This is a genomic window from Acrocarpospora macrocephala (assembly GCF_009687865.1).
Lineage (GTDB): Bacteria > Actinomycetota > Actinomycetes > Streptosporangiales > Streptosporangiaceae > Acrocarpospora > Acrocarpospora macrocephala.
In genome coordinates, this window is record NZ_BLAE01000024.1 from 51151 (window position 1) to 68574 (window position 17424).

At 70.9% G+C, this 17424-nt stretch carries 15 protein-coding genes; 11 read left to right on the plus strand and 4 right to left on the minus strand.

Annotation, left to right across the window (positions count from 1 at the left end; all coding sequences use genetic code 11):
- Nucleotides 1-35 precede the first annotated feature (35 nt).
- Entirely contained in the window at nucleotides 36-1070 is a 1035-nt protein-coding gene (locus Amac_RS21500; protein ID WP_155356177.1) for an LLM class F420-dependent oxidoreductase, read from the plus strand.
- Here the strand turns inward: Amac_RS21500 and Amac_RS21505 are convergent.
- Complete coding sequence (locus Amac_RS21505) at nucleotides 1048-2916, minus strand: glycoside hydrolase family 9 protein (protein ID WP_246268551.1); 1869 nt, start codon at nucleotides 2914-2916, stop codon at nucleotides 1048-1050. The two genes, Amac_RS21500 and Amac_RS21505, sit on opposite strands and share 23 nt — an antisense overlap.
- 88 nt (nucleotides 2917-3004) lie before the next feature.
- Here Amac_RS21505 and Amac_RS21510 point away from each other — a divergent pair, with 88 nt between their 5' ends.
- The 6 genes from Amac_RS21510 (at nucleotide 3005) to Amac_RS21535 (ending at nucleotide 7596) form a co-directional block, all read left to right on the plus strand.
- Complete coding sequence (locus tag Amac_RS21510) at nucleotides 3005-4030, plus strand: aminopeptidase P family protein (protein ID WP_155356178.1); 1026 nt, start codon at nucleotides 3005-3007, stop codon at nucleotides 4028-4030.
- A 26-nt stretch (nucleotides 4031-4056) separates the two neighbouring features.
- Nucleotides 4057-4617 (plus strand): elongation factor P, encoded by a 561-nt coding sequence (gene efp / locus Amac_RS21515; RefSeq protein ID WP_155351452.1) that lies wholly within the window; start codon nucleotides 4057-4059, stop codon nucleotides 4615-4617.
- Nucleotides 4617-5027: a transcription antitermination factor NusB gene (gene nusB, locus Amac_RS21520; RefSeq protein WP_155351451.1), complete on the plus strand. Its 411-nt coding sequence runs from the start codon at nucleotides 4617-4619 to the stop codon at nucleotides 5025-5027. The genes efp and nusB overlap by 1 nt, the downstream gene beginning before the upstream one ends.
- Nucleotides 5028-5076: 49 nt before the next feature.
- A complete protein-coding gene (locus tag Amac_RS21525; protein ID WP_155356179.1) occupies nucleotides 5077-5784 on the plus strand; it encodes a methyltransferase domain-containing protein in 708 nt (235 codons plus the stop codon).
- 27 nt (nucleotides 5785-5811) lie between these two features.
- Entirely contained in the window at nucleotides 5812-7044 is a 1233-nt protein-coding gene (locus Amac_RS21530) for a DNA polymerase IV (RefSeq protein WP_155356180.1), read from the plus strand.
- A 159-nt stretch (nucleotides 7045-7203) separates the two neighbouring features.
- Nucleotides 7204-7596, plus strand: coding sequence for an SCO2097 family morphological protein (locus Amac_RS21535; RefSeq protein ID WP_155342910.1), 393 nt, complete (start codon nucleotides 7204-7206; stop codon nucleotides 7594-7596).
- A gap of 69 nt (nucleotides 7597-7665) precedes the next feature.
- On the opposite strand, the gene Amac_RS21540 is transcribed toward Amac_RS21535, so the two are convergent.
- From Amac_RS21540 to Amac_RS21550, 3 genes are read right to left on the minus strand one after another with little or no spacing between them, the layout of a single operon-like run.
- Nucleotides 7666-10206 carry a transglutaminase TgpA family protein gene (locus tag Amac_RS21540; RefSeq protein ID WP_155356181.1) on the minus strand — a complete coding sequence of 847 codons (2541 nt, stop codon included), beginning with the start codon at nucleotides 10204-10206 and terminating at the stop codon, nucleotides 7666-7668.
- Nucleotides 10206-11438, minus strand: coding sequence for a DUF58 domain-containing protein (locus Amac_RS21545; protein ID WP_155356182.1), 1233 nt, complete (start codon nucleotides 11436-11438; stop codon nucleotides 10206-10208). The genes Amac_RS21540 and Amac_RS21545 overlap by 1 nt, the downstream gene beginning before the upstream one ends.
- Nucleotides 11435-12421 (minus strand): AAA family ATPase, encoded by a 987-nt coding sequence (locus Amac_RS21550; RefSeq protein ID WP_155356183.1) that lies wholly within the window; start codon nucleotides 12419-12421, stop codon nucleotides 11435-11437. The genes Amac_RS21545 and Amac_RS21550 overlap by 4 nt, the downstream gene beginning before the upstream one ends.
- 481 nt (nucleotides 12422-12902) lie before the next feature.
- Between Amac_RS21550 and mraZ the strand changes: the two genes are divergently transcribed.
- The 4 genes from mraZ to Amac_RS21570 all read left to right on the plus strand — a co-directional run bounded on the left by mraZ (nucleotide 12903) and on the right by Amac_RS21570 (nucleotide 17368).
- Nucleotides 12903-13334: a division/cell wall cluster transcriptional repressor MraZ gene (mraZ, locus tag Amac_RS21555; RefSeq protein WP_155343106.1), complete on the plus strand. Its 432-nt coding sequence runs from the start codon at nucleotides 12903-12905 to the stop codon at nucleotides 13332-13334.
- A 298-nt stretch (nucleotides 13335-13632) separates the two neighbouring features.
- Nucleotides 13633-14598, plus strand: coding sequence for a 16S rRNA (cytosine(1402)-N(4))-methyltransferase RsmH (gene rsmH, locus Amac_RS21560; RefSeq protein ID WP_155356184.1), 966 nt, complete (start codon nucleotides 13633-13635; stop codon nucleotides 14596-14598).
- Nucleotides 14595-15239 (plus strand): cell division protein FtsL, encoded by a 645-nt coding sequence (ftsL, locus tag Amac_RS21565; protein WP_155356185.1) that lies wholly within the window; start codon nucleotides 14595-14597, stop codon nucleotides 15237-15239. The genes rsmH and ftsL overlap by 4 nt, the downstream gene beginning before the upstream one ends.
- A 413-nt stretch (nucleotides 15240-15652) precedes the next feature.
- Nucleotides 15653-17368 carry a peptidoglycan D,D-transpeptidase FtsI family protein gene (locus Amac_RS21570; protein ID WP_486303476.1) on the plus strand — a complete coding sequence of 572 codons (1716 nt, stop codon included), beginning with the start codon at nucleotides 15653-15655 and terminating at the stop codon, nucleotides 17366-17368.
- The last annotated feature ends 56 nt before the right edge of the window (nucleotides 17369-17424 follow it).

The window sequence follows — 17424 nt, forward strand, 5'->3', positions numbered from 1 at the left end:
AAACCGAACAACATTCGGTCAAGGAGGACTGCGCTATGCGGATCGGGATGGCCTTGAGCTACTCCGGGGGCTTCAAGGAGACCGTGGCCGAGCTGGCCGACTACGAGAAGGCCGGTCTGGACATCGTCTTCGTCGCCGAGGCCTACAGCTTCGACGCGGTCAGCCAGATGGGGTACATCGCGGCCAAGACCGAGACGTTGCAGATCGCGTCGGGGATCCTGCCGATCTACTCGCGGACGCCCACGCTGCTGGCGATGACCGCGGCGGGCCTGGACTACGTCTCCGACGGGCGGTTCACGCTCGGGCTCGGGGCGTCGGGGCCGCAGGTCATCGAGGGGTTCCACGGGGTGCAGTACACCGCGCCGCTGGGCCGGACGCGGGAGATCATCGAGATCTGCCGGAAGGTGTGGCGGCGGGAAAAGCTGGAGCACCAGGGTAAGCACTACTCGATGCCGCTGGCCGGGACCAAGCTCGGCAAGCCGCTGAAGCTGATCAACCACCCGGTCCGCGAGCGCATCCCGATCGTGGTCGCCGCCATCGGCCCGCAGAACGTGGAGCTCGCCGCCGAGCTGGCCGAGGGCTGGGAGCCGATCTTCTACCTGCCGGAGAAGGCCGCCGACGTCTGGGGGCCCTCGCTGGCCGCGGGCAAGGCCAGGCGCGCCCCCGAACTCGGCGAGCTCGACGTGATCGCCCAGGCCACCCTCGCCATCGGCGACGACGTCGGCGGCCTGCTGGAGTTCGGCCGCCCGATGGCCGCCCTCTACATCGGCGGCATGGGAGCCAAGGGCAAGAACTTCTACAACGACCTGGCCCGCCGGTACGGCTACGAGCGGGAGGCCGAGCGGATCCAGGACCTCTACCTGGACGGCAAGAAGGACGAGGCCGCCGCCCTGGTCCCGCACGAGCTGCTGGAGAACATGTCCCTGGTCGGCCCGGAGGGCTTCGTCCGGGACCGGATCCAGGCCATGCGCGACTCCGGCGTCACCACGATCAACGTGACCCCGGCCGGCGCCACCCACGCCGACCGGGTCGCCCTGATCGAGAAGATCAAGGAGATGACGTCAGGGTGAGCGCGTAGAGGGCGATGGCCGCGAAGTCGTCGGCGGGCTCCGACGCCTGCCACGACCGCACGTCGTCCACGTAACGCGCGCCCCGGCCGGTGAACTCCTCGTAGCGGTCCACCCCGTCCGGCGGGCAGCGGACCATCTCGTCGAAGTGGCCGCCCAGGCCGTCGGCGAACAGGTCGGCGCTGTTCGGGCCGTTGACCACCGCGCCGGTCAGCATCGGGTGCCGCCCGTCGGCGCGGCCCTTGAGGTTGGCGACCTGGTGGTGCGGGCAGCGTTCGGCGTTCTCGCTCACCCCGACCATGAACGAGACGCCCCACGGGTTCGCGCCGAACGCCCAGCCGCGCTGCCGGGTGCCGAACGCGTCGTAGGCCGGATCGCCGGACACCGAACGGTACAGCCGCGCGGTGGCCGTCAGGCCGAACGCGTGCGGCACCGCGTCGAACTGGGCGTAGTCGGCGCCCGCCTGGAACGGATCCGGGGTGGCCCGGGCGGCGCCGATCTCCAGCTGGGCCTTCAGGTCGGCGATCAGGTCCTGCTCGCCGACGGCCAGGCCCCGGGTGCCGAAGGAGCGCAGGGCGAGGATGAGGTCGCGGTGGGCCAGGGCGCTTACGTCGTACAGGTTGAGGGTGTCGCCGCCCGCCTCGTGGGCCAGGTACTCCCCGGCCCAGTGCGCGGCCTGCTCCAGCCAGGCCCCGGCGCGATGGTCGCCGAGCCGCTTGGCGGCCAGGGCGAGCTGGGCGCCGCCGAGTTCCATGTCGTCCCGCCAGGCGGATTCGGGGTAGAAGGCGAACGGGAGCGAGGTCACCAGCTGGCCGACGTTCGTGGTCTTGGCCTGGGCGTACAGGGTGGCGGCCTTGTCGAGCAGGTCGCGGGCGATCTTGCGGTCCGGTTCCACCTGGGCGGCCAGCGCGAAGGCGGCGGCGGTGCGGCCCGCCAGGTTGGGGCTGATCTTCTGGCCGGGCGCGGCGGCCCGGAAGACCGGGCGGTTGCGGATGTACTGCCGGCCTTCCCCGGTGTCGTGGTCGTCGGCCTCCGGCAGCCGCCACACGTCGTGGTCGCCCGCGAAGGTCCCCTCCTCGTTGCCCGCGCCGATGCCGACCTGGATGTACAGCGTTTTGGACTTCTCGTCCCACATCTTGTCCAGCCAGCGCAGGCCGTGCCGCGCCTCGGCGGTCACCCCGGCGGCGAGCGGTCCGCCGTCGCGTTTGGCGGCCCACATCAGGGTGTCCACGTAGGCCAGGATGTGGGTGAACTTGAGGTAGTCCCCGGCGTCGAACCAGCCGCCCTCGACGTCCACCCGGCCGCCGATCCTGGTGAGCTCGCCCTGGATCACGTCGGTGTCGGGGCCGGTGAAGGCCGGCCATTCGTACACGGTGGCGGCGCGGTCGTTGAGGTGGCTCGGGCGGCGGCCCAGCTCCCCGGGGCGTACGTCGGCGCCGTCCCGCTGGGCGGCGAAGAAGGCCAGCGCCTTGGCGGCGGGCACGGCGAACTGGGCGGCGGGGGCGATCCGGAACTCGGGCGAGGTCAGGCCGCCCGCCTTGATCTTGTACGAACCCGGGCGTTCCAGGGCGGACAGGTCGAGCGGGTAGACGTGCGGATATTTCGTGTTCCAGGTGCCGCGGTCCGCGCCTGGGGTTCCGGTCAGGACGGTACGCCCCTGGGCGTCGACGACGGTGAAACGTGCAGCCGTCCCGGTGGTCATCAGGTAGGCGTGCTTGCTCTCAACCGGGGTGAACCCGACTTGGTCCACGCGGATGAACCCGGTCGTCTTCGCATCGGCCATGGCTGGACTTGTCGTGAGAACGGCGGCCACCGCGAACGCCAGCGCCGGTCGGGATAAGGAACGCACAGGCAAACTCCGCCCTATAGTTAGGAAAGATTCCTAACGTTGTAGCCCGCCTCGTGAGGCTGGTCAAGATATCCCGTAAATTCGGGACATGACCTACGTGGAACGGCGGCTCCGGCTGGCCTCCTCGCTCGACGTGCCCGCCCTGCTCGTCACCCGTCCCGTCAACGTGCGCTACCTCACCGGCCTGGCCAGCAGCAACGCCGCCATCCTGGTCCGGCAGGACGGGACCGCCGCCCTGGCCACCGACTCCCGCTACATCCAGACCGCCCGCGAATGCCCGGACCTGGAGGTGATCGAGGCCCGCGACGTGGCCGCGGCCCTGCTGAGCCCCGGCGCCGCCGTGGAGGGCCACGACATGACCGTGGACGACTACCGCCGCCTGGGCGGCGACATGCCCGTCCTGAGCGGCCAGGTCGAAGAGCTGCGCACGGTCAAGGACGAGACCGAGCTCGACGCCCTCCGCCACGCCTGCGCCCTCACCGACGAGGTCTTCGCCGACGTCGCCGGCCGGATCGCGCCCGGCCGCACCGAACGCGAGATCGTCCGGATGCTGGAGTTCCGGATGCTGGAACTCGGCGCGGACAAACCCGCCTTCGACTCGATCGTGGCCGCGGGGCCCAACGGCGCCATCCCGCACCACGCGCCCGGCGACCGCCCGGTCCAGCGCGGCGACCTGATCACCATGGACTTCGGCGCGCTCTACCGGGGTTACCACGCCGACATGACCAGGACCGTCGCCCTCGGCGAGCCCGCCGGCTGGCAGCGCGAGCTGTACGAGCTGGTCCGCGCGGCGCAGCGGGCCGGGCGCGAAGCCGTACGGGCCGGGGCCAGCGCGCACGACATCGACGCCGCGGCCCGGGATCTGATCGCGGACGCCGGGCACGCGGAGCACTTCGAGCACGGGCTCGGGCACGGGGTCGGCCTGGAGATCCACGAGCTTCCGTTCCTCGGCCCCGACAGGACCGGTAGACTAAAGGATCGAGTTCCGATCACCGTCGAGCCCGGGGTCTACCTGCCGGGCAGGGGCGGTGTGCGCATCGAGGACACGCTGGTGACGCGTGCCGACGGGCCGGAGCTGCTCACACTCACGACCAAGGAGCTGCTCGTTCTGTAGGGCGGCCCGCAAGCTGGAGAATCCACGTGGCGACGACGAACGACCTCAAGAACGGACTGGTGCTGAAGCTCGACGGCGGTGACCTGTGGACCGTCGTGGAATTCCAGCACGTCAAGCCCGGTAAGGGCGGCGCGTTCGTCCGTACCAAGCTGAAGAACGTGATGTCCGGCAAGGTGGTGGACAAGACCTTCAACGCCGGCGTCAAGGTGGACGTGGCGACCGTGGACAAGCGCGAGATGCAGTTCTCGTACATGGACGGCGCCGAGTTCGTGTTCATGGACACCGAGACCTACGACATGCTCAACGTCTCCCGGGCCTCGGTCGGCGACGCCGCCAACTACCTGCTGGAGAACATGACCGCCACGGTGGCGATCAACGAGGGCAACGTGCTCTACGTGGATCTGCCCGCCGCGGTCGAGCTGCTCGTGGCCGAGACCGAGCCCGGGCTGCAGGGCGACCGGTCCACCGGTGGCACCAAGCCCGCCACGCTGGAGACCGGCGCCGAGATCAAGGTGCCGCTGTTCATCACGACCGGCGAGAAGGTCAAGGTCGACACCCGCACCGGCGACTACCTCGGTCGCGCTTGATGTCAGCTCGGGGGAAGGCCCGCAGGCGCGCCCTGGACATCCTCTTCGAGGCCGAGGCCAGGGACCGGAGCCCGCTCGACGTGCTGGCCGAGCGGATCGAGCGGGCCGAACCACCGGTGAACGAGTACACGGTCACCCTGGTCGAGGGGGTGACCCGGCATCTCGGCCGGATCGACGAGCTGATCTCGACGTATGCCGAGGGGTGGAGCATGGAACGCATGCCCGCCGTGGACCGCAACGTGCTGCGCGGCGGCACCTACGAGATGCTGTGGTCGTCCGAGGTGCCCGAGGGCGTCGTGATCAGCGAATGGGTGCACTTGGCGGGCGAACTCTCCACCGACGAGTCCCCCCAGTTCGTCAACGGCATCCTGGCCCGCTTCAAGCAGCTCAAGCCCTCCCTGGTGCTGTAGCGGCGTAGGCTTACGCCTGTTCCGGCAGCTCTCGGGAGGAAACATCAAGGTGCGGCAGACAGTCGTGTGGGACGCGCTGCGCGCGGTGCTGGCCGAGCGGGCGGGTGCCACCGGGCGAGAGACACTGGACATCGTGGACGCCGGTGGCGGCACCGGAGGGTTCGCGGTGCCGCTGGCCCAGCTCGGGCACGCGGTCACTGTGGTCGACCCGACCCCGGATTCACTGGCCGGGCTGGAGCGCCGGGCCGCTGAGGCGGGCGTGGCGGTCAAGGGCATCCAGGGGGATGCCGGAGATCTCGGGGAACTCCTCGCGCCCGGCAGCGCCGATCTGGTGCTCTGCCACAGCGTGCTGGAGTATGTCGAGGATCCTGCTGTCGCGCTGGCCGCGATCGGCGGGCTGCTGCGCTCCGGCGGCGTGCTGAGCGTGCTGGCCGCCAATCCGGTGGCGACCGCCATCCACAGGGCGGTGGCCGGGAACTTCGGCGAGGCCCGCCAGGTGCTGGCTGACCCGGCCGGGCGCTGGGGGGACAAGGATCCGACCCCGCACCGGTTCACCGCGGCCGCGCTGGCCGCCCTGCTGGCCAAGGCCGGGTTCACGGTGGGGGAGACGCACGGGGTGCGGATCTTCGCGGATCTGGTGCCGAGTCGGTTCGCCGAAGGGGATCCGGACGCTCTGGTGGCGCTGGAGCAGGCGGCGGCAACCCATCCGGTGCTGCGTGATATCGCCACCCAGCTGCATGTGCTCGCCTATCAATAGAACGGGTGTTCGGATAGGCTGAATGGCGTGTCCAGGAAACAGGTGCGGCCGGGTGGTGGGGGCGGGCTCGCGGATGACGCGGGGTGCTCGATCCTGCACGTGGACATGGATGCGTTCTTCGCCAGCGTGGAGCTGGTCGACCGGCCCGAGTTGCATGGCCTGCCGGTCATCATCGGGGCCGCGGGGGCGCGTGGTGTGGTGCTCAGCGCCACCTACGAGGCGCGGCGGTTCGGTGTGCACTCGGCGATGCCGATGACGCGGGCCAGGCGGTTGTGCCCCCAGGCTGTGGTGATCCCCCCTAGTCACGGGAAGTATGGCGCGATCTCCAAAGGCGTGATGGAGATTTTCCACGCGATCACCCCCGAGGTGGAGCCGCTCTCGGTGGACGAGGCCTTCCTGGACGTGGGCGGGGCCCGGCGCAGGCTCGGCTCGCCGGCGGGGATCGCGGCCATGATCCGCGAGCAGGTGGCCGAGCGGTTCTCGATCACCTGTTCCGTCGGGGTGGCCAGCACCAAGTTCGTGGCCAAGCTGGCCTCCCGCGAGTGCAAGCCGGACGGCCTGCTGGTGGTCGCCGCCGACCGGGTGACGGAGTTCCTGCACCCGCTGCCCGTGGCGGCCCTGTGGGGCGTCGGAGAGCGCACCGAGCAGGCCCTGACGCGGCTGGGCATCAACACGGTCGGCGATCTCGCCCAGGTGCCCGTGACGACCCTGCGGCGGGAGTTCGGGGTGGCCGGGGAGCACCTGCACGCGCTGTCCTGGGGCCGGGACGAGCGCCAGGTGGTGCCGCACACGCCGGACAAGAGCATCGGCAACGAGGAGACGTTCGCCCAGGACGTGGACGATCCCGAGGTGATCGAGCGGGAGCTGCTGCGGCTGTCGGAGCGGGTGGCCTCCCGGCTCAGAGCGGCGGATCTGGTAGGGCGTACAATCAGTGTGAAACTACGCCGATCGGATTTCACCACGATCACCCGGTCTCGCACCCTGCGCGAGGCCACCGACGTGGCCAAGGAGATCCACGCCACCGCCTGCGACCTCTACCGGGCCGCGGGCCTGCAGCGGATTCGGCTGCGGCTGGTGGGAGTCCGGATGGAGAATCTCCGACCGGCGGGCACCGCGACCAGGCAACTGGGCCTCGGTGAGAGAGAGACCGGCTGGCGGGAGGCGGAACAGGCGATGGACAAGGCGATCCAGCGTTTCGGTCCGGATGCGGTGCGACCGGCATCGCTTGTTCGCCGACCGTTTGGTCCAATGGATCTATGACGTCACCTCCGGTTTGTACCGCGCTTGTGGACGTTGTGACCGTTTTCTTTCGTCTACGTCTACAGACTCGTATTCTGGGGATAACCGACCGCAGGGTTCGGACACCCCGTGTCGTCCGTTGCCGTCTTCCCCGTAGTGGGGCTGTCCTTGGGAGGCGCCGTGCCGCTGTCTGAGCACGAGCAGCGCTTGCTCGACCAGATCGAGCAGGCGCTCTACGCCGAGGACCCGAAGTGGGCTAATACCGTCCGGATCAGTGATCCACGCAGCCATTACAAGCGCCGCCTGGTGAAAGCCTCCATTGGCTTCACGCTCGGCGTCGTCCTGTTGATGGTCGGCGTCGTGTCGAACACTATCTGGCTCGGCGTCGCCGGCTTCGTGGTCATGCTCGCGACCTGTCTGTGGGGTCTGTCCAGCTGGAAACGCATGAACGGTTTCGGCGGAGAGACCACGTCCCCGGCCGCTCCTCCCCAGGGCGGTCGCCGTGGCGGCCGCCGGCCGGGCTTCATGGAGCGCATGGAAGAGCGCTGGCGCCGTCGTAACGACGAGAGATAACGAAAGGCCCGGGGGTTCGAAACCCCCGGACCTTATCGAAATCGAACTAGATATCGAACTAGGTCGAACTTAGCGCCGAGTCCCGGCCAGCGGGCGTTCCGCTGTGGGCTCGGCCTTCTCGGTACGAGCGACCTTCCCCGTGCGCGCCTTCCGGCGGGGCCGCCAGCCGTTTCCCTCCAGCCGGTCGAACCCGTCCAGCAGCCCCTCGCCGATCGCCCTGAGCCGCAGCAACGCCGACACCGGCGTCAGCAGGGCGCCGACCCTGCGCTGCCAGGACACGGTGGCCGCCAGCGCGCTCCTGGCCGTCTGGAGGTCGCTGACCAGCGGGCTCGCGACCGCCGGGACCCGGGCGTACCGCAGCCGCTCCTCGGCCGAGGAGATCCTGGCGATGGCCGCCGCGGCCTCCCGGTCCAGCTCGTACCGCTCGGTGAGACGGCGCCCGAGCGCCCGCGGCGTCTCGCTGGTCTGCCGGGCCATGCCCAGGTCGGTCAGCGTGTCGCAGAGCTCCGCCCAGGCCGCCTCCACCGCCGGTACGGTGAACTTGGCCGGATCCACGACCGGACGATCGTCCGGATCGGCCACGGAGCCGATCTCGTCACGGGTCCACCCGTCCGATTCCGGTTCTTCTCGTGTGCTCGATTCGATGGACCCGAATCCCGCCGCCCGGTTCACGATCCGCCGCCGCCACAGCCACAGGATCAGCCGCATCAGCGCCGGGATGAGGGACAGCAGCAGCGCCACGCCCACCCCGATGAGGATCTTCACGATGAGCGGCATGCCCGGCTCGGCCACCGCTCCCGACGTGCCGGCGAACGGATCCTCCAGCTCGCGGATGTTCCTGGCGGCCTCGGAGTCCGGGCCGGCCGGGTCGGTCGCCCCCGTCGTCGGGTTGGCCGAGGCCCCCGCCGTCGGGCTGGCCGTCGGAGTCACCGGCAGCGAGTACTGCGGCACCCGGGCGGTCGCCTGCCCGCCGCCGCCCGCCGGGGTCGGCTCGAACCTGAGCCAGCCCGCGCCTTCGAAGTAGAGCTCGGGCCAGGCGTGCGCGTCGTGGGTGCGCACCACCCAGCGGCCGTCGATCTTCGAACCGCCGGTGTAGCCGATCGAGACCCGGGCCGGGATGCCCAGCAGCCGGGCCATCACGGCCATCGCGCTGGCGAACTGTTCGCAGTAGCCGGTCCTGCTGTTCAGCAGGAACTCGGCCAGCGCCTCGTTGCCCGAGCCCCGGGTGGTCAGGCTGTAGGCGAACTGCCCGGTCTTGGTGAACCACTCCTGCAGCTTCACCGCCTGCTGGTACTGCGAGGGCGCCCCGTCGGTCACCTCCAGCGCCAGATCCATGATCCGGGGGTCGAGCCCGCGCGGCAGCGCCAGGAAGCGGGACTGCACCTCCACCGGCGCCACCGGCGCCTGGTCCAGCGTGTCGAACGTCGGCCGCAGGTCCATGCCGGTCACCTCGTACTCCAGACCGGCCGCCTCGTCGCGGGTGGAGAAGACCATCAGCGTGCTCCGGTCCGCCCGCCAGTCGCCGTCCACCGCCACCTGGGTGGCCGGGTACGGCAACGGCAGGAACCGCAGCTCCTCGATCTCGTCGCTGATCTGGATGGTGGTGGAGGTCCTGGTGGTCGGCGTGCTCGGGGACAGGCCCGGCACCGGCGGCATCGGCCCCTCGTCCACCTTGTCCTCCGGGCGCCCCTTCAGCGAGCTCGGCTTGAACTGCCGCCCGTCGAACACGTCCAGCGAGTAGATGCGCAGGTAGCGCGGGGTGTCGTCGGCCGAGGTGTAGCTCATCACGGTGGCGTTCACCGGCTGGGTGAGCTGCCCGCTGAGCTTGGCCACCGCGTCCGGGATGCCGACGTTGTTGCCGCCGTCGCCCAGGCCGTTGCCGACGCCGAAGCCGAACAGCGGGTCCGGGGTCAGCGTCGGGATCAGGGCGGGGATGGCGATCGACAGCGCGATCGCGGTCACGCCGACCCGCTTGCCCGACAGCGCCAGCCGCCCGGCGTCGGCGGTGGTCGTGGTCTTGGACCGGCGCACCAGCACGGCCCGGCCCCAGTGGCTGACCCGCTCCCGGCCGTCGGCGACCAGCAGCCCGACGTACCCGAGCGCGCCGATCACGAACGCCGGCCAGCCGATCGGCTCGTTCAGCACGGCGGCGGGCACGGTGAACAGGGCCAGCAGCGGCAGCCCGGCCAGGGCCGCCCGGCGCACCCGCACCGCGAACAGGTCCACCAGGATCGCGATCAGGGCGGCCCCGCCCGCGGTGAGCAGGCTGATGCCGGGGTTGGCGGGCACCGGGGCCGCGTACTGCTGGATGTCGTCGAAGCCCTCCACCAGCAGCTCGGCCAGGGCCAGCACGGAGTCCTTGGTGGGGATGAACGCCAGCCAGGCGTCGTCCCTGGCGTACACCAAGGTCAGGAAGAGCCAGCTGCCGCCGAGCATGCCCACGGGGGCCAGCCAGCCAGGGAGCGCCAGGCGGGTGATCAGGGTGGCCACCAGGGTGGTGACGATCAGCATGCCCAGGCTGGTCCAGAACCAGGCGCCGTCGGCGAACAGCGGGTAGAGGGTGAGCGAGACGGCTCCGGTGGCCAGCCCCGCCGAGATCGGCAGCCTCATCACGCCGCGCTCCTCTTGTATGCCGCGTCCGGCCAGACCGTGGCCAGCGACGTCCCCGCGGGCAGCCGCAGCACCCGCCAGCCCGTTCCGGTGAGCACGGCCTGCGCCTGCTCGAACCGCTCGTCGGCCGCGCGAGACTGCTCCCAGCTCGCCACGTCCAGCATGACGGCGACGCCGGTCATGTGCCCGTGCCTGAGCCGGGCCAGCGCCTGCGCCTCCTCGGGGTCGATCGCGCCCAGCACGGCCACGATCAGGCCGTCGCCGCCGCCCTGGCGGAGCGCCGCGACGCCCTGCTCCAGGCTGCGGGACTGGCTCTGCCGCACCACCGCGAGGGTGTCGAGCAGCGACCAGGAGACGCCCTTGTCGGTGAGGTGCTGCGGCCCCTGGTCGGTGACCAGGCGCAGGCCGAGACCCTCGTGGGCCAGGTGCACGCCGATGGACGCGGCGGCCGAGACGGCCACCTCGAACGAGGAGCGCGGCCCGTCGCCGCGGTGGGCGGGGCGGCGGGTGTCCAGCAGCAGGGCGCCGCGGCTCTGCCACTGCTGCTCCTCCCGGCGCACCATCAGCTCGCCGTACCTGGCGGTGGAGCGCCAGTGCACCCGGCGCAGGTCGTCGCCCTGGCGGTACTCGCGCGGCGCCACGTCGTCGTCCCCGGCCGAGGCCACCGATCGAGTACGACTGTCGCCCCCGCCGGTCCACTCCCCGGACAGGCGCACCGGCGGCAGCGGGATCACCTGCGGGGTGACCACCAGCGAGTCGGTCACGGTGAACGTCCTGGCCAGCTCGACCAGGCCGAACGGGTCGGTGATCCGGATCGCCAGCGGCCCGATGGTGAACCGGCCGCGCAGGTCGGAGCGGACCTTGTAGTCGATCTCGCGGACGCCCTTGGCCTCCACCCGGTCCAGCACGAAGCGGGGGCGGGTGCCCAGCGCGTACTGCAGGGTGTCCTCGATCAGGAGCAGGCCGGTGGGCAGCCGGGTGACGTTCTCCAGGCGGAGCGTCACCGTGCTGTCGCTGCCCGCCTCGACCCTGGCCGGGTCCAGCCGGCGGGCGCAGCTCAGCCGGTATCGGGTCCTGGCCACCACCATCGCGGCCAGCAGCGGCAGCGCGGCGATCAGGACGGCCACCCGGAGCAGGTCGTGCTCGCCCAGGAAGAAGGCGCACAGCAGGGCCGCGAAACCCGAGGCCAGGAACGAGCGGCCCCGGGAGGTGAGCGCCTTGAGCCCGGTCATTTGCTGTCCGGCACCGGGACGCGCCGGACCAGCTCGGTCATCACCTGCTCGGGGTGACGGCGCTGGCCCTGGGCCTCCAGGCTGGGCAGCAGCCGGTGCGCGAGCACGGGGACGGCGAGCTCCTGCAGGTCGTCGGGGATGACGTAGTCCCGGCCCGACAGCGCGGCGTGCGCGCGGGCCGCCCGGACCAGGTGCAGGGTGGCCCGGGGGGAGGCGCCCAGGCGCAGGTCGGGCGAGTGGCGGGTGGCGTCGACCAGGTCGATCGCGTACTTCTTGACCGACTGCGAGACGTAGACCGCGCGGACGGCCCGGATCAGGGCCTGCACCTCGGCGGTGCTGGCCACCGGGTCCAGCTTGCCCAGCGGCTGCGGGGCGCCGTGCACGTCGAGCATCTCCAGCTCGGCGGCCGGTTCCGGATAGCCCATCGCGATTTTCACGGTGAACCTGTCCCGCTGTGCCTCCGGCAGCGGATAGGTCCCCTCCATCTCGATCGGGTTCTGGGTGGCGATGACCATGAAGGGCGACTCCAGCGTGTACGTCACGCCGTCCACGGTCACCTGGTGCTCCTCCATGCACTCCAGCAACGCGGACTGGGTCTTCGGGGAGGCCCGGTTGATCTCATCCCCGACCACGATGTTGGCGAACACCGGGCCCGGCTTGAACTCGAACTCCCGGGTCTGCTGGTTGTACGCGCTGACGCCGGTGATGTCGCTGGGCAGCAGGTCGGGGGTGAACTGCACGCGCCGGACGGGACAGTCGATGGACCGTGCCAGCGCCTTGGCCAGCATCGTCTTGCCGACCCCCGGCACGTCTTCGATCAGGAGGTGGCCCTCCGCGAGCAGAACTGTCAAGGTGAGCCGGACAACGTCGCTCTTGCCCTCGATCACCGATTCGATCGCGGTGCGGATCCGGTGCGCGACCTCGACCAGATCCTCAAGCCGTTCCGCGTCGACATCGGTGTCGGCGCCGTGTGTTACTGCCACCAGGCCTCCAGAGGCATGCCGTATTACTGGGGGTTTGCCATTCCTTATCCATTGTGTGTACCGACACTATGCCGCGACGGGTTCCCAGGCGACTTTGTGCGAAACAACCGTGAACTGCCCACAGTGTCGTGAACTTGCTTCTCGATCGGGTGGTACGGATGTCCGTATTCCGTGACATCGGGCCATCCATTGCTGGTAGTGGCCTTGATCCCCTCCATTCCGCTCCACCCGGACCCGCCGGGAAGCCCCACGATCGGGGTTTTCGTGTCAAGTAGCGCCCGCGACACGCCCAAACACGGGGCACGGGCCGCGCCCCGCCCCACTTTGCTCCACCCTCTCTGACCTGCGGAAACGCGAATTTAACACCGTCTCCATACCGTTTGAATCAGTTGACGGTGGGGAGAAGTGGAGTATGGTGGAGCCCAGTGGAGGGCCGTGGCTGCAGAGCTAGGTGTTCCGCACGGTACGGGAGGTGGGGCCGTTGTTTCTCGGCACCCATCAGCCGCGCCTCGACGACAAAGGACGACTGTTCCTGCCGGCGAAGTATCGCGAGGAGCTGGCGGAGGGTCTTGTGATCACCAAAGGCCAGGAGCGCTGCCTCTACGTCTTCCCCGTAGAGGAGTTCCAGCGGCTCACTGAGGCTTTGCGCACCGCGCCGGTGACCGCCAAGGCCGTCCGCGACTACAGCCGTGTCTTCTTCGCCAGCGCTTCCGACGAAACGCCCGACAAGCAGGGGCGGATCACCATCCCCCCGAGCCTCAGGCAGTACGCGGGACTGGAACGTGACTGCGTCGTCATCGGAGCCAACACCCGTCTGGAGATCTGGGACGCCCGAGCCTGGGAGACCTACCTGGCCGAACAGGAGCCGGCGTTCGCCGATCTGTCGGAGGAGGTGTTGCCCGGAGTCCTGTAACCGGCGATCAGTCGTCCCCTGGTGGGTTATCGGGACAAAACCGATTGACCACACCATCGGCCGTACTGATCTTATTGTGACCCGTCGGTGACGTTCGGCGAGGTCTCCACCCGCACCCAGCCGGCAGCTGATGCACCTTCCCCGGTGTCAGGTGTCGCGAGCAACGGTCTGCGGATGGGGACCTGGCCGGACGGGTCGGCTCCCCGCCTGGGGCCGATCCAGGGTGGGGACTAGATCATCGAGGGTGTGCGCCGCGTATCCGCGAGCCTAGAAGCGGCAGTCCGTTGGGGGTTGAACGATGTCTGAGGAGCGTCAGCAGCCGGGGGGTCACGTCCCGGTCCTGCTGGATCGTGTGCTGGAGCTGCTGGCTCCGGCGCTGACCGGGCCGGACGCGGTCGTCGTCGACGCCAACCTCGGGCTCGGCGGGCACGCCGAGGCGCTGCTCGCCGCCCACCCGGCGCTGCACTTGATCGGCATCGACCGCGATCCCGTGGCCATCGAGCGATCCACCGCGCGGCTGGAGCCGTTCGCGGCGCGGGTCACGATCGTGCGCGCGGTCTCCGACGAGCTGGCCGGGGTGCTGGCCGATCTCGGCCGCCCGGTCGTCAACGGGGTGCTCTTCGACCTGGGCGTGTCCTCGCCCCAGCTGGACGAGGCCGAGCGCGGGTTCGCCTACTCGTACGACGCCCCGCTGGATATGCGGATGGATCGGGAGCAAGATCTTACCGCGGAAAAAGTGGTGAACACGTATCCGCCGGGGGAGCTCACCCGGATCCTGCGCGACTACGGCGAGGAGCGCTTCGCCTCCCGGGTGACCGGGCTGATCGTCAAGGAGCGGGCCAAGGCGCCCATCACCTCGACCAAGCGGCTCGCCGACCTGGTCAGGCAGGCGATCCCCGCGGCCACCCGGCGCACCGGGGGAAACCCCGCAAAACGAACTTTTCAGGCATTGCGCATCGAGGTGAACGCGGAGCTGTCGGCGCTGGAGACGGCGCTGCCGGCCGCGCTCGACGCGCTGGCCGTCGGCGGGCGCGTGGTCGTGCTCGCCTACCACTCCTTGGAGGACCGGCTCACGAAGCAGGTGCTCACGGCGCGGACCAGGGACACCGGCCCACCCGGGCTGCCGGTCCCGCTGGAGGCCCACCAGCCTCGGTTCCGCCTCCTGACGAGGGGAGCAGAGCTCCCGGACGACCACGAGGTGGCCCGCAACCCGCGGGCGGCCTCGGCCCGGATGCGGGCGGCAGAGAGGATCCGCCAGGGATGACGACCGACCAGGACAACAGGCGTGCCGGCACCGACGTCCGGACCAGGGCACGGGTGCCGGGGCGGACGGTCCCCGCGCCCAAGCAGGCGCCCAAGCCGCTGCCCACGCAGGTGCCCGGCCCGGTGCCGAAGCAAGCGCCCAAGCCGGAGCCCAAGGCGCCGCAACCGGCGAAGCCGCAGGCGACCCCCAAGGCCCCGCAGCCTCGGCTGAGGGCCCAGCGGCAGGAGCCCGTGGCGGCCAAGCCCGTGCCGAAGCCGATGGCGGCGCGGCCGGGCGACCGGCGGCCGCCGAGGGCGCCGTTCGTGCTGCTCGTGGTCGGGCTGCTCGGCGGCGGCCTGGTGAGCCTGCTGCTGCTGAACACCGTGCTCGCCCAGGACTCCTTCAAGTACAACGAGCTGCGCCGGGTCACCGAGCAGCTGCACCAGCAGGCCAACCAGGAGGAGGGCCGCATCCGCGACGCGCAGCAGCCCTCCGGCCTGGCCGGGCAGGCGGGCGACCTCGGCCTGCGGCCGGACGACTCGGCGCCGGAGTTCGTCGGCGAGGGGCTGCACCCGGCCAGCCTGGGCGAGCGCGTCGCCGAGCCCGGCGACGAGTCCGCGGCGCCGCGCCCCGCCGCCACGACGGAGGGCGCGGTCCGGTGAAAGACGGCGGCGGCCGGCCGCCCAGCGCCGGCCGCGGCGGCCCGGGAGGCGGTTCCCCGGGCGGTCCCCGTGGCGGTTCCGGAGGCGCTCGCCGCACTCCCGGCGGTTCCGGCCGCCCAAGGCCGCCCCTGCCGCCCCAGCCGCGCCCCGGGCCGCCACGCGAGCCCCGGCCCGCCGCCGGGCAGCCTCGCCCTGCCCAGAATCCGCCCCAGAACCCCGCTCAGCGCAAGGACGGCCAGAACAAGGACCCGCAGAACAGGACAGCGCCGACCAAGACAGCCCAGGGCCGGGACGTCCGGGGCCGGGATACGCAGGGGCGCGACGCTCAGGGGCGTACCGTGCCGATCGGGCCGGGCCGGGGCCGGCCCGGAGCGCCGCCGCGCCCGCCCGCGCGGCCCCCGCGCCCGCCCGCCATGCTGCGCCTGGGCGATCCGTCCCGGCGGATCAACGTCGCGCTGGTGGTGATGGCGTTCGTGCTGTCCCTGTTCGCCGGGCGGCTGGTCCAGCTGCAGGGCCTGGACTCCAAGTCGTTCCAGGCCAAGGCGGCCCAGCAGCGGGTGCAGCCGGAGACGCTGCCGGCCAGGCGCGGGCCGATCACCGACGTGAACGGCTACGAGCTGGCGCTCACCTCCGACGCCCGCGAGATCTACCTCGACCCGTACGAGGTCAGGCCCGACCAGCGGGACCTGATCGCGACCACGCTCGCCACCGAGCTGGGCCGGCCCAAGGAGGAGATCGCCGCCAAGCTGGCCCAGGCCGACAAGCGCTACCTGGTGGTGGCCAAGGACGTGGACCCGCTCCGGGCCCGCAAGATCATGGGCCTGGGCTTCCGCGGGGTCGGCTCCAAGGCCACCTACCGGCGGCTCTACCCGGGCGGTTCGCTGGCCGGCGGCCTGGTCGGTTTCGTCGGCGACGAGGGCTTCGGCCTGGAGGGCCTGGAGCAGGCGCACAACAAGCTGCTGTCCGGCCAGGACGGCCAGCAGAGCATCGAGATCGGCCGCGACGGCCAGCGCATCCCGATGACCCGCAGCACCAGGGTCGCCCCCGTGCCGGGCCGCGAGCTGCGCCTCACCATCGACCGCTACATCCAGTGGGCCGCCCAGCAGGCCATCGCCAAGCAGGTGAAGGCGACCGGCGCGCGCAGCGGCAGCGTGATCGTGATGGACACCAGGACCGGGCAGATCATCGCGATGGCCAACGCCCCCGAGGTGGACCTGCGCAGCTGGCAGAAGGTCCCGGCCGAGCAGCGCGGCAATCGGGCCGCCTCGGAGGTGTTCGAGCCGGGCAGCACCAACAAGGTCATCACCGCCGCCGCGGCGCTGGAGGCCGGGGTGGTCGCCCCGCAGACGATCTTCACCGTGCCGGACCACATCCAGTGCGCCGACCGCACGCTGCGCGACGCCCACCCGCACCCGACCGAGCAGATGACCTACGCGGAGATCCTCGGCGAGTCCAGCAACGTGGGCACCATCCTGGCCGGGCAGAAAATCACCAACCAGCGCCTGTACGACATGTTCCGGTCGTTCGGCTTCGGCGCCAAGAGCGGCGGCGCCCTCCCGGGCGAGGAGGCCGGCCTGCTGCCCAAGTGGCAGGACTGGAGCGGCAGCCAGCGCTGCACCATCATGTACGGCCAGGGCATCTCGGTCACCGCCCTCCAGATGGCCAGCGTCTACCAGGCCATCGCCAACGGCGGCGTCAGGATCGCCCCCACGGTCGTGGCCGGGACCACCGACCAGCACGACCGGCTGACTCCGGCCCCCCTCGGCAAGTCCACCCGGGTGATCAGCGACCTGACCGCCAAGCAGCTCACCGCGATGCTGGAGGGCGCGGTCTCCGGCACGGACGGCACCGGCAACGCCGCCGCCATCGACGGGTACCGGGTGGCGGGCAAAACCGGCACGGCAATGCGGTATGACCAGAAATGCGGGGGCTACTGTGGCTACACGGCCACCTTCGTCGGCTTCACCCCGGCGGAGGCCCCCCGGTTGCTGGCGCTGGCCGTGATCCAGGACCCGAAGAAGGACCACTACGGCGGGACGATCGCCGCGCCCGTGTTCAAGGACGTCATGACATTCGCGTTGAAGACCAAGAAAATCCCGCCTACCGGCTCGACGAGCGCTCTGCCGTGACCGCGAACGATACGCTCTCGCCGTGAACCAGCCCGCAGCGCATCCCACGGGCCATC

Coding starts and splice junctions, on each gene's coding strand:
- Amac_RS21500 (WP_155356177.1), top strand. CDS start 36: ATGCGGATCGGGATGGCCTTGAGCTACTCCGGGGGCTTCAAGGAGACC.
- Amac_RS21510 (WP_155356178.1), top strand. CDS start 3,005: ATGACCTACGTGGAACGGCGGCTCCGGCTGGCCTCCTCGCTCGACGTG.
- nusB (WP_155351451.1), top strand. CDS start 4,617: ATGTCAGCTCGGGGGAAGGCCCGCAGGCGCGCCCTGGACATCCTCTTC.
- Amac_RS21540 (WP_155356181.1), bottom strand. CDS start 10,206: ATGAGGCTGCCGATCTCGGCGGGGCTGGCCACCGGAGCCGTCTCGCTC.
- Amac_RS21545 (WP_155356182.1), bottom strand. CDS start 11,438: ATGACCGGGCTCAAGGCGCTCACCTCCCGGGGCCGCTCGTTCCTGGCC.
- rsmH (WP_155356184.1), top strand. CDS start 13,633: ATGTCTGAGGAGCGTCAGCAGCCGGGGGGTCACGTCCCGGTCCTGCTG.
- ftsL (WP_155356185.1), top strand. CDS start 14,595: ATGACGACCGACCAGGACAACAGGCGTGCCGGCACCGACGTCCGGACC.
- Amac_RS21570 (WP_486303476.1), top strand. CDS start 15,653: ATGCTGCGCCTGGGCGATCCGTCCCGGCGGATCAACGTCGCGCTGGTG.